This is a genomic window from Sarcina sp. DSM 11001, assembly GCF_900101015.1.
Classification (GTDB): domain Bacteria; phylum Bacillota; class Clostridia; order Lachnospirales; family Lachnospiraceae; genus CAG-791.
In genome coordinates this window covers 146,859-158,264 of the sequence record NZ_FNFZ01000005.1, presented here as the reverse complement: position 1 = coordinate 158,264, position 11,406 = coordinate 146,859, and the positions used below count along the sequence as shown (strand labels likewise).

Annotated in this window: 10 protein-coding genes; 6 read left to right on the top strand and 4 right to left on the bottom strand. The window is 54.6% G+C overall.

Translation table 11 applies throughout. The features are described from left to right. Positions 1-11 precede the first annotated feature (11 nt). From BLT02_RS04025 to BLT02_RS04010, 4 genes are all read right to left on the bottom strand, one after another. Complete coding sequence (locus BLT02_RS04025) at positions 12-959, bottom strand: ABC transporter permease (RefSeq protein ID WP_092991816.1); 948 nt, start codon at positions 957-959, stop codon at positions 12-14. A gap of 17 nt (positions 960-976) precedes the next feature. Further along, positions 977-2,473, bottom strand: a complete 1,497-nt coding sequence (locus BLT02_RS04020) for a sugar ABC transporter ATP-binding protein (protein ID WP_092991814.1) — start codon at positions 2,471-2,473, stop codon at positions 977-979. 276 nt (positions 2,474-2,749) lie between these two features. Beyond that, positions 2,750-3,841: a sugar ABC transporter substrate-binding protein gene (locus BLT02_RS04015; protein ID WP_092991811.1), complete on the bottom strand. Its 1,092-nt coding sequence runs from the start codon at positions 3,839-3,841 to the stop codon at positions 2,750-2,752. A gap of 119 nt (positions 3,842-3,960) precedes the next feature. Continuing rightward, on the bottom strand, positions 3,961-4,737 hold the full coding sequence (locus BLT02_RS04010; protein ID WP_092991809.1) for an SDR family oxidoreductase: 777 nt from the start codon (positions 4,735-4,737) through the stop codon (positions 3,961-3,963). Positions 4,738-5,315: 578 nt separating this feature from the next. Here BLT02_RS04010 and BLT02_RS04005 point away from each other — a divergent pair. From BLT02_RS04005 to BLT02_RS03980, 6 genes are all read left to right on the top strand, one after another. Then, complete coding sequence (locus BLT02_RS04005; protein WP_092991807.1) at positions 5,316-6,446, top strand: ROK family transcriptional regulator; 1,131 nt, start codon at positions 5,316-5,318, stop codon at positions 6,444-6,446. Continuing rightward, positions 6,443-7,075 carry an HAD family hydrolase gene (locus tag BLT02_RS04000; RefSeq protein WP_092991805.1) on the top strand — a complete coding sequence of 211 codons (633 nt, stop codon included), beginning with the start codon at positions 6,443-6,445 and terminating at the stop codon, positions 7,073-7,075. Before BLT02_RS04005 ends, BLT02_RS04000 begins: the two co-directional genes overlap by 4 nt. Before the next feature lie 114 nt (positions 7,076-7,189). Next, a complete protein-coding gene (locus BLT02_RS03995; RefSeq protein ID WP_175453683.1) occupies positions 7,190-7,408 on the top strand; it encodes a hypothetical protein in 219 nt (72 codons plus the stop codon). A 240-nt stretch (positions 7,409-7,648) separates the two neighbouring features. After that, complete coding sequence (locus BLT02_RS03990; RefSeq protein ID WP_092991801.1) at positions 7,649-8,887, top strand: glutamate-cysteine ligase family protein; 1,239 nt, start codon at positions 7,649-7,651, stop codon at positions 8,885-8,887. After that, positions 8,848-9,702: a class II glutamine amidotransferase gene (locus BLT02_RS03985; RefSeq protein ID WP_092991799.1), complete on the top strand. Its 855-nt coding sequence runs from the start codon at positions 8,848-8,850 to the stop codon at positions 9,700-9,702. Before BLT02_RS03990 ends, BLT02_RS03985 begins: the two co-directional genes overlap by 40 nt. Before the next feature lie 156 nt (positions 9,703-9,858). Further along, the gene (locus BLT02_RS03980) at positions 9,859-11,244 is read left to right on the top strand and encodes a glutamate-cysteine ligase family protein (protein WP_092991797.1); all 1,386 of its coding nucleotides are present in this window, start codon (positions 9,859-9,861) and stop codon (positions 11,242-11,244) included. The last annotated feature ends 162 nt before the right edge of the window (positions 11,245-11,406 follow it).

Sequence of the window (11,406 nt, the reverse complement as noted above, 5' to 3'; positions counted from 1 at the left end):
CGCTCAGTGCATCAGGTGGCCTGGCGCTTCTTGCTCATGCAGTCGATACCGACGGCGACTGCAAGGACGATGCCCTTGACGACCATCTGAATATATTCACTGACATCCATCAGGATCATGCCGTTGGTGAGGCAGCCGATGATAAGCACGCCGGCCACGACGCCGGACATGCGGCCGACACCGCCGTTGACGGATACGCCGCCCAGGACGACGCAGGTGATGACGTCGAATTCCATGCCCTTACCGACGGTACTCTGTGCGGAGTTGGAACGGGAGAGCAGGACGATACCGGCAAGGCCGGCAAACAGGCCGGACAGAGAGTAGATCAGGGTCTTCATCCTGTTGACACGGATTCCGGAAAGCTCTGCAGCTTCCTCGTTACCGCCGATGGCGTAAAAGTAACGGCCAAAGAAGGTCTTGTTCAGGATAAAGCTGCCGAGAGCGAAGCACAGGATCATGATGATGGCGCAGATCGGCACCGGGCCGATGGTGTCACGGCCGAAGATGGAGAAGGCTGCGGGCAGACCGGAGATCGGGCGGCCGCCGGAGATCAGGTAAGCAACACCTTCAAAGATGGTCTGGGTGGAGAAGGTGGCGATCAGGGCGGGGATGCCGATCCGGGAGACCATGGAGCCGTTGAGCAGACCGATGGCAGTGGCCACGATCAGGGAGATCAGGATCGCAACCCACATGTTCAGGCCCATGTTGACCATCATGAAGGCGCAGATTACGTTGACCAGGGTGATGATGGAACCGATGGACAGGTCGATGCCCGCGATCAGGATGACGAAGGTCATGCCGATGGAGGCGATACCGTAATAGGAGACCTGCCTGGAGATGTTGATGATATTGCCTCCGCTGACGAAAGCGCCTTTGCTGGCGACCGCGAAGATTATGACCTCAAGAATAAACACCAGCCAGATGGCATTTGACTTGAGAAGCTGTTTTGAATTATCCACGTCAGGAAACCTCCTTCTTATTCTGTAATGCCGGACGCATACGCCATGATGGTGTCCGAATTGAATTCTTCTTTCTGCAGCTCGCCGGTCATTTTGCCTTCCGCGAGTACGATGATGCGGTCGGACATGCCGATCAGCTCCTCCATCTCAGAGGAGATCATCAGGACACTGCGTCCTCCCTCCACGAGATCATTGATCAGCTTGTAGATTTCATATTTTGCGCCTACGTCGATACCGCGGGTGGGCTCGTCAAAGATGATGAGCTGGGAGTTGGCAGCCAGCCACTTGCCCAGAATGACCTTCTGCTGGTTACCACCGGAGAGGTTCTTTACCAGCTGGTTGACAGTGGGACACTTGATCTGGATCTCCTTGCGGTATTTCTCGGCGTTATTGCGCTCAGTCTCGGCATCGATGACGCTGAACTTGGAGATTCGCTCGTAGATAGGCATGTTGATGTTGTTCTTGATGGAGTTGGTGAGGAGCGCGCCGTGGCGCTTGCGGTCCTCGGGGACCAGGGCAATGCCCAGGTCGATGGCTTCACGGGGAGACCTGGGGTTGATCTCTTTACCGTTCAGCAGGATCTTGCCGGACTGTTTCATCTTGGAACCGAAAATGATCTCGGCAAGCTCCGTGCGGCCTGCGCCTACCAGACCGCCCAGGCCCAGGACTTCGCCTGCATGGATCTGCATGGTCATATTCTCGTCGCCGTTGCCGGTGACATTCTGCAGATCCAGAACCACCTTGCTCTGGTCGATGCAGGGCTTGCGGGGCGGGAACTTCTGGGTCATTTCACGGCCGACCATGAGCTTGATCAGCTCATCAACGGTGGCCTTGGGAGTGATGAGGGTGGTGACGTACTCGCCGTCACGGATGACCTCGATCCTGTCACTGAGACGGAAGATCTCCTCCAGACGGTGAGAGATGTAGATGATGGAAACGCCCTTTTTACGAAGCAGTTCCACCACCTTGAACATGGCCTCGACCTCGTTGGTGGTGAGGGGAGCGCTGGGCTCGTCCATGATGAGCACCTGGGCGTTCTGCTGGATCGCCTTGGCGATCTCGATCATCTGCTGATAACCGACAGAGAGGTTTTTTACCAGCTCCCTGGGATCGATCTTGATCTGGAGCTGTTCGAAGGCCTTGGCGGCTTCTTCCTCCATGGCCTTGCGGTCAATGGTAATACCCTTTCTGATGGGTCTTCCCAGGAAGAGGTTCTCAGCTGCGGAGAGCTCGACTACGTTGTTGAATTCCTGATAAATAATGGCAATGCCGTTTTCCGCCGCCAGCTGCGGCGTCATGCGGTCAAATTCTTTCCCGTTGATCCGGATCTTTCCCGAGGTGGGGATGACCGCGCCGGAGCAGCACTTGATCAACGTGGATTTACCGGCGCCGTTTTCACCGATCAGGCCCAGGACCTCGCCGCGCCGAAGCTGCAGCGTAACGTCCTTGAGCGCGACCACGCCGGGATACTCCTTGCGAATGTGCTCAAGTTCCAGCACAAAATCTTCGCTCATATAGCTTACCTCCTTGGAGAATGAATACGGCCTGCACAATTTCAGGTTTTCGATATTGTGCAGGCCTTGTGTTCCGTCTCAGGCATAATTCGCATTAAAACACCATTTCCGATATTGCGAAGCTGTGGACACTGCTTTGCCGGTTTGCCGTCAGTTGCCTGTGGTTCACATCGCCTCCTTATTTGCTTTGCGGGAACGATGAGGATCCGGCAGTTCAATCCGGCAGATTTAATTGTGAAAATGTCTGAGGCGGTACACTGGAGCGGAAAATATTTATTACTTCATGCCGGCCATGATGGCTTCAACGTTTTCAGCAGTGATGGGGGTCAGGCCGCGGAACACGTTCTGAGCTCCTACATTGTCCGCAAGGATCAGCGCGAACATGGAAGCGCAGGCTGTGCCGGTGTCTTCGTCAGAGCCCTCAAAGCCGAGAGCGACGCGGGCGGGATAGGTATCGTCCATAAGGTGCTCAAGCTGCTGCTTGGTAACGTCAGCGGTGAAGACGCCCATATCCTCAGGGATCTTGCCGCCGGTTGCGATCTGAAGGGCCTCATCGGTTCCGATCATGGCGCCGGCGCCGATTCCGGTGACGATGCGGCAGTCAGGATAACGCTGCAGGATGGTTTCCATAGCGGTCTGCGCCTGGTTTGCGTCAAGACCTGCCTGGCTGGAGACGACTTCGTAGAGGCCGGCCGCAGTGCTTTCAAGACCCTGGAGGATGCCTTCCTCACGCTCAAGAAGGATGGTGGTCTGAGGATAGTTGATCATGGCGATCTGAGCCTTGTTGTCTTCGGTGTAGTGCTCGGAGATGAAATTGCCGGCGGCTTCGCCGATGGCAATGCCCAGGTCGGTGTTGTTCAGAACCCAGTTGGCGTCGGTGTTGGTCATGGGGTCATCCCAGCACATAACCTTGATTCCGGCAGTGCGGGCTTCTGCGCAGGCGTCTTCTACGGCTGCCGCGTCAGAGGGGTGGACCATGATCAGGTCGCAGCCGGAGGAAATGAAGTTCTCGATCTGGCCGATCTGGGTGGCGGAGCTGTCGTCGCAGGCAACGATGGTGATGTTGCCGCCGTTTTTCTTGACAACCTCCTCAAGGGCGGTCATAACGCCTGCCCAGTAGGAGTTCTGCAGGGACTGGATGGTGACGCCGATCTTTTTGCCGCTCAGAGAAGCAAGGTCAGCTTTGGCATAAAACTCGGGGCTGGCCTGTACGCCCTCGGTATCGCCTGTGCTGGTGGCAGCAGCTTCCTGCTTTGCAGTGCTGTCGCCGCCTGCAGGAGCGGAAGAAGTGGAAGAGCCGCCGCCGCAGCCTGCCAGCAGGCCGACGATCAGGAAAGATGCAATGAGGATGGAAAGAATTTTTTTCATAACTGTTCTCCTTTTTTTGGTTTTCACTACTTTTCCGGTAGTTTTGTTTTTTTAGGAACAGGTCAAAGTTCCGCCCGGAATGAAGCCGGAGCTGGTGGTGAAACAGGATGTGTTACTTCTTAGAAGCAGGTAAATGCACCGTCCAGAATGAAGTCGGAGCCGGTGGTGAAAGTAGATGTGTCGCCCGCAAGATAGACGCAGATGGAGCCCAGTTCTTCGGGTTTGCCCAGCCTGCCCATGGGTGCCATAGCGTTCCACTGAGCGATCAGGGGCTGAAGAGTGGGAGAGGAGAGGGTCAGATCCGTGCCGATGTAGCCGGGGCTGATGCTGTTGACCCTGACACCCTTCTTGGCCCATTCGATGGCCAGGGACTTGGTGAGCTGGATCACGCCTGCCTTGGAAGCGTTGTAAGCGCACTGGGGCTGAGGCACGTTGACGATGTGGGCCGACATGGAAGCCGTGTTGATGATGCTGCCGCCGCCGTTGGCAAGCATGTACCTGCCTGCGATGGTATCAGTCAGGAAGACACTGTTGAGGTTTACATCGATGTTCTTCTTCCACTGGGCGTAGGTCATCTTGTCAGCTGCTTCGTTGATGCAGATACCGGCGTTGGCGTGGCAGAAGTCCAGACCGCCAAGCTCCGCTACGACTGCGTCCACCATGGCCTGTACATCAGCTTCGTTGGTCACGTCGCACTTGAGGGCGATGACCTTCCGGCCGGTGGCTTCAGCGATCTCTTTAGCTGTTTCCTGAGCTGTTTCCAGATCCATGTCCACGATAGCGACATCAGCGCCTGCTTCCGCGAAAGCCAGTGCGGTGCACTTGCCAATGCCTCTCGCAGCTCCGGTAACAAAGCCCTTCTTGCTGGCGAGGCTCATTTGTTCCAGAATTCCCATAACTTGTCCTCCTTTTCTTAAATATATTTGTTAATTGATTTTGTAAAACCGATTTACATATCGTGCCTTTATCATAAGCCCCTTTCCGAAGAGAGTCAAGGGGAGATATGAATTATTGCTGGATTGCACGCGTTTTAAAACCGATTTCACCCCCTTTCACACAAAAACAAAGGGACTCTATCAATATTGTATGGGAATGTGAACAGCTTGAACATGTGTAATAGATGTTCTCGGCATAGGCAAAAATACGGATTGCACATGCTATATCACAAATATGTTTGTTTAATTTAAAAAATATGCACACATCAATTCGCAAAGAATTCTGGAAAAGCATTTTTCAAAATCAGAGTGGCTATTTGGAGGAAATTCTGGTAAAGTAAACCATTATGGAAGCAGGTCTTCTCATGGGTATATGGAACCTGTTCAGCACACTGCAGAGGCTGGCGTGCATTCATGAGACAGCGAACTTGTCCGCTGAACCGGTTGTACGGGCACGTGCATTTGCGCGGCCGCCTGATCGATTTATTTAAAACAGACTTTTACAGTAAAGACAGAAAAGAAGTGCAGGAGGAAGGTTTATGGCTAAGCGTATTACTCCCGGCCAGATCAGGAGGACCAATCGTCAGCAGGTTTTTCAATATATATATGATGAGAAGAAAGTCTCACAGCAGGATATTGCCTATGCCCTCCAGCTGAGTCGTCCCACAGTAGCCGCGGCGCTGACGGAGATGGAAGAGATGGGCATGATTCTGAAAAGCGGCTATCTGGATTCCGACCAGATTGGCAGGAAGGCGGCTGCCTATTCCATCGACGAGACCTTTCGTGTGGCGGTCGGAGTGGAGATCATGCGCTCCAGGGTCAAGTTCGTTGCCGCAGACCTCTACGGAAGGATGCTGGGCCGGGAAATCTGGGATTTCCCTTATGCCAATGAGCAGGTTTATTTCTCCCAGGTCAGCGAAAAGATCCTCGCCTTCATTCATAAGCTCTCGCTGCCTGATGAGAAGATTCTGGGGATCGGCATTGCGATCCAGGGACTGGTCAATGCCGACGGCTCGGAGGTGGTCTATGGGACCATACTGGACTGCACAGGCCTGAAGATAGAAGTATTTACCAGGCATCTGCCCTTTCCCTGTACCTTCGTCCACGATCCGGACGCCGCCGCCATCTCGGAAATCTGGTGTTCTCCGGAGTTGAAGAATGCCTATTATCTGTCCATGAGCCGGCATCTGGGCGGCTCCATCATCTATAACCGCCGCATTGTCATCGGGCGCGATGGCAGAAGCACTTTGTTCGAGCACATCGTGGTCCGCCCTGAGGGTAAGCCATGCTATTGCGGTAAGCGCGGCTGTCTGGAGACGATCTGTTCCATGAGTGCCCTTCTGGGGGATGAGGACCCGGATGTGTTCTTTGCCGCTCTCCGGACGGGAGGCTCTGCTGAAAAAACGCGTTGGACTGCTTACCTGATGGATGTCGCTCTCATGGCGGAGAGTCTCTACCTGCTCTATGACATGGACGTTATTCTGGGCGGTCACCTGGCGGCGTACCTCAGGGAGGAGGATCTGGACTTCCTCCGGCAGGCGATCAGGGAGCGCTGCCCCTTTCCGGTGACCGGGGATTTCCTGCTGCTGAGCAAGATGCCCTCCCATAACATCACCATGGGAGCCGCGCTGTATTTTCTCCAGAAATATCTAAGGGAGGTAGGAACATGAAAGGTGCAATCTTTGATATGGATGGTCTGCTTCTGGATTCCGAACGGCTGTATCAGTCCTGCTGGCATCGGCTTGCCCGGGACCGTGGGCTGACACTGCCCTCAGACTTTGCAGTCCGGATCACCGGAAGCGGCCCGAAGCAGGCACATCTAGTACTGCGCAGCTGCTATCCGGACGATGACCCGGATGCCCTGACGCGGGAGTGTATGGCCATGATGGTGGAACGGGAGAAGACAGACCTGCAGCTCAAGCCCGGTGCAGCAGATCTGCTGCCTGCTCTGAAAAAAGCAGGGTACCGGCTGGCTGTGGCCAGCAGCAGCCCCCGGGATATGGTATTGACCAACCTGGGCCGCACCGGGATTGACAGCTATTTTGACGTTGTGGTCTGCGGAGACGAGGTCTCCAGGGGAAAACCGGATCCGGACATCTTTCTTCTGGCCGCCGAACGGCTGGGCCTGCTTCCGGGGGACTGCTATGTGCTGGAGGACAGCCCCAACGGCCTTCTGGCCGCCAGAGCTGCCGGCTGCAGGCCGGTGATGATTCCTGATCTGGTGCCGCCGGCTCCGGAGTTCGCCGGATTCGCCAGTGTTTACCCCGATCTGACCGCCTTCGGAAACGCGATTCTGTAAAAAACAGTAAAATCCGGCCGCTATTCGTTTTTGCTAAACCAGCCGGGCCTGGTGGTCTTTATCTTCCTTATTATTTTTATCCATTATTGAGATGTTATGAAGAGGAGGCTGACAATGAGATCTCTATTAATAAAGGACACCACGAGGGAGGAGCGCCGGCAGATCGTTCACCAGGCGCTGTGGGGCGCATGCGGCATCGATTGTGAGTTCTGTTCCGGCTGCGACAACCGAGGCGGCGGACGTATCGAAAGCATCTACCAGCCCTATATCGATGGCCTGAAAGAGATTCGGGAAATCAATGCGGAGTACAGCGCTCCGTTCGTGCGGGGGTAAATTCGTGCGTGGGTAAATGAGTGGGTAAATTAGAAGAAACGGACACGGGGCCGCCTGCCTTTTCAGGACCCCTGTGTCCGTTTTTTACTCCATTCCCAGGGAAAATATCTGAGACAGGGCTCTGAAAGGGCGAAGATTACTGCGAAGATTTAATATATAAAAACCTATTGACATAGTAGGTGTATTGCTTATAATGTAATAATCACACACAGTACACTCCGGTATAAAAGGAGAATAAGAGTGAAAAAACCATACGAAACAGCAGCACAGATCACATCCAGGCTGGGCAGGAAGGGGCTGGAGTCCGCTTTTGGCGGCGGCTTCGGCCTGGAAAAGGAAAGTCTCCGCATCATGGAGGCGGACGGGCGGATCTCGCGTACGGACCATCCTTTTGGAGATGATCCGCATTTTTCAAGGGATTTTGCGGAGAGCCAGCTTGAAATCATCACACCCGTGGCCCACAGCACAGAAGAGCTCTACGGGATGATCTCTCAGATGCACGCGGAAGCCCTGCGCAGGCTTGCGGAATCGGGTGAGACGCTCCATATGTCTTCGAATCCTCCCGCCTATATACCCTCCGAGGTGCGGATCGCGCATTTTTCAGGCGAGAATGCCCATAAAGAGGAGTACAGGAGATACCTGCTCGAAAAATATGGGCTTGAAAAAATGCTGTTGTCGGGCATTCATTACAATTTTTCCTATTCAGCGGACTATCCCTCATTTCTGGGGACGACAGCTGACGCCCTGTATTTGAAGGCCGCCGCCTGGACGCTCCGGTATGCCTGGCTGATCGTCTGGCTGACTGCGGCTAGTCCCGGACCTTTCAGGGCAGAGACTTTCGGTCAGTGCCGGGAAAGGGTTAAACCGGTCTATGCTTCTGTGCGGTGCGGTAAGGAGGGATACTGGAACCCCTTCCTCCCTGTACTGGATTTCTCCGGGGTGTCTTCTTACTGTGAGAGCATCGAGTCCTATGTCAGGGAGGGGATGATCTATTCCTCTTCTGAACTGTACCTGCCGGTGCGTCTCAAGCCCCGGGGAGCCTATACACTGGAAGCACTCAGGAAGGGAATCGACCACATTGAACTCAGGATGCTGGATCTCAACCCTCTCGAGCCGGCGGGAATCGCCCTGGAGGACCTTCGCTTCCTGCGGCTGTTCCTGATCTGGTGTTCTTTCTGTCCTGAGTATCTGCCGGACGAAAAGGAACAGGCAGATGCTATTACCAATATGAAACACGCAGCCCTTTTTGACGAGAAGAGCATCTGGATCCGGGAGGGTTCGGTCCTGATTCCGGTCCGCGAAGCGGCGCTGGAAATACTCTCGGATATGGCCTGTACCTTCGAAGCGATCGGATGTTTTGACGCGCTCTCAACCATCGAATATCAAAAGCGCAAGCTCCTCATCCCGGGGAGCCGTTACGCGGAACAGGTGGACAGACTATGTGCGAACTCTTTGCCGTCAGCGCGGATCACAGCATAGACATCACAGGCTGGCTGCGCACGTTTTTTTCCCATTCAGACAGACACCCGCACGGCTATGGACTGGCCGTGTTCCCGCAGCATGAACATGGACCCGAACATGGATGTGAACATGGAGAACATGAGATAGAAGGCTTCGCCGGAAAACATGCGGATGCGGATGAACGGCCGGAGATCCTCAGGGAGGCCGTCAAGGCCTCGCGGAGCGAAACGCTGACAGCCCTGCTGGCGAAGGGCGTCGCGGCCAGGACCGCCATTGCCCATATCCGCCGGGCTACGATTGGAAATGTGGAGCTGTCCAACTGCCATCCCTTTGTGGTGCGGTCGATGGACGGCCGTTTCGGGACGCTGGCCCACAACGGGACGATTTTCAGCTATTCTCCTCTGAACATTTACTACTACAAACAGCTTGGCGAGACCGACAGCGAACGGATCCTCCTGAGGCTTATGGATCTGCTGCTTCAAAAAGAACGGCAGCTGGGCCGTGAGGCGACACCCGGAGAACGCTTTTCCCTCTGGGAGAGTGAATTTGGAAAGATGGCTCCCGGCAACAAGCTGAACATCCTGTTCCACTATGCGGACACCCTGTATGTCCATACAAATTGTGAAAAAACCCTCTATATGAGAGAGGGAGACGGGTTCTGCGTTTTTGCGACAGTTCCTCTGGATTCCTGTCCCTGGAAGCCCGTTCCCATGATGCGGCTTCTGGCTTTTGAAAACGGATGCCTCACGGAATGCGGCCGCTGCCACGGCTGTTCCTATGTGGATAATATAGAAGATTTGAAATTCCTTTATATGGCTTATGCGGGACTCTGAGACCACAGGGCGGAATGACCTTTGCAGAATCATTCTGAGGTCACGGGATGGAATATGACCTGTGCAGGACTCAGGACTCTGAGGCCACAGGGCGGAAAAACAATCAGGGGAAGGTTCTCTGCCTTCCCCTTCGTATTCAGGAGAGGAGAAGCACGAATGGACGCAGCTGTTATCCGGCAGGCACTGGAGGAAAAGTATCTGGCACCGACCAGAAGGGAACGTCCCCTTTATTCGGGCATCGAAGTGGAGATGCCGATCCTGAATCTGAAAAAGGAAGCCGTGGACTTTGAACTTGTCCACAGGACTGCCGAACGCTTTATGGATATCTGCGGGTTTGTGCCCGAGAAGAGGGACGACGAGGGCGAGGTGATCCTGGCGGCGGACCCCGTGACGGGCGACTCCCTCTCCTTTGACTGTTCCTATAACAATATTGAACTCTCGCTGGGGAGGGCGCAGGACCTGCAGCTGGCGAAGATCCGGTTTTTTCACTATTATGATGTGCTGCAGGAGCTTTTTTCCGCACACGATTACACTCTGACCGGCATGGGCGTCAATCCGTACCGGATCTACAATCACAATGTCCCGATTCCGAACGGGCGCTACCGCATGCTCTTTCATCACCTGCATTCGTACCCGCGATATCGGTCTCTGCCCATGCATTTCCACCATCACCCCGCCTTTGGCACGTTTTCCAGCGCCTCGCAGGTCCAGCTGGACGTCATGGACACGGATCTCATCACGATCTTCCGAGCTTTCTCCAGGCTGGAGCCCGTCAAGGCCCTGTTGTTTTCCAATTCCGTCCTACTGGGAGAAAACGACGGGATGATCTGTGTGCGCGATATGTTCTGGGAAAACAGCACACACGGTATCAATCCTCACAATGTCGGGATGTACGAGTGTGATTTTTACAGCGAGGACGAACTGCTGGACTATATCTCCTCGACAAGCCTTTACTGCGTAGAACGCGACGGGAAATATCTGAACTTTGCCCCGACGCCGCTTCTGGCCTACATGGAGCTCCCTGAGATCGAAGGGGAATACTACGATCCGGATAGCGGAGGCTTTGAGACATACACATTCAAACCCGAACTGGAGGATCTGCAGTACCTGCGGACCTTTAAATACGAAGACCTGACCTACCGCGGTACCGTGGAGTTCCGGAGCTGCTGCACGCAGCCGATCCGCGACACCTTCTGCGTGGCCGCCTTCCATCTGGGGCTTTTGGAGAAGCTCCGCGAGCTCGACGAGCTTCTGGAAAAAGACCAGGTCCTGTACCATCACGGTTACACAGCGAGCGAGCTGCGGCACCTCTTTGTGCGGCGGCAGTACCCGCCCTACATCTCTAAGGAGGGCCTGGACCACCTCGTCGGAGAGATCCTGGATCTTGCCCGGGAAGGGCTCACAGCCCGCGGCATGCAGGAGGAATGCTTCCTGAATCCTCTCTATGACAGATGGCACAGAAAATCCAATCCCGCAATGGATATGCTCCATATGCTGGAGGAGGGCAGGAGCATCGAGGACGTGATCATGCTCTACCGATAGGAACTGGTTTCAGGAACTTATTTTAGGAACTGATTTTAGAAACTGGTTTTCCGGAGTTGTCTCCGGATACACTGCTTCGGGAATCCGGCATCCGGTACCAGACATGGACATGCAATATTCAAGACTCGCGGGCGAGTCTTGCGCGATGAAGAAAGTTTCCTT

What these genes read in the sequence shown, in the direction of transcription:
- BLT02_RS04020 (WP_092991814.1), bottom strand. Translation starts at nt 2,473, where the DNA reads ATGAGCGAAGATTTTGTGCTGGAACTTGAGCACATTCGCAAGGAGTAT.
- BLT02_RS04015 (WP_092991811.1), bottom strand. Translation starts at nt 3,841, where the DNA reads ATGAAAAAAATTCTTTCCATCCTCATTGCATCTTTCCTGATCGTCGGC.
- BLT02_RS04010 (WP_092991809.1), bottom strand. Translation starts at nt 4,737, where the DNA reads ATGGGAATTCTGGAACAAATGAGCCTCGCCAGCAAGAAGGGCTTTGTT.
- BLT02_RS04005 (WP_092991807.1), top strand. Translation starts at nt 5,316, where the DNA reads ATGGCTAAGCGTATTACTCCCGGCCAGATCAGGAGGACCAATCGTCAG.
- BLT02_RS04000 (WP_092991805.1), top strand. Translation starts at nt 6,443, where the DNA reads ATGAAAGGTGCAATCTTTGATATGGATGGTCTGCTTCTGGATTCCGAA.
- BLT02_RS03995 (WP_175453683.1), top strand. Translation starts at nt 7,190, where the DNA reads ATGAGATCTCTATTAATAAAGGACACCACGAGGGAGGAGCGCCGGCAG.
- BLT02_RS03985 (WP_092991799.1), top strand. Translation starts at nt 8,848, where the DNA reads ATGTGCGAACTCTTTGCCGTCAGCGCGGATCACAGCATAGACATCACA.
- BLT02_RS03980 (WP_092991797.1), top strand. Translation starts at nt 9,859, where the DNA reads ATGGACGCAGCTGTTATCCGGCAGGCACTGGAGGAAAAGTATCTGGCA.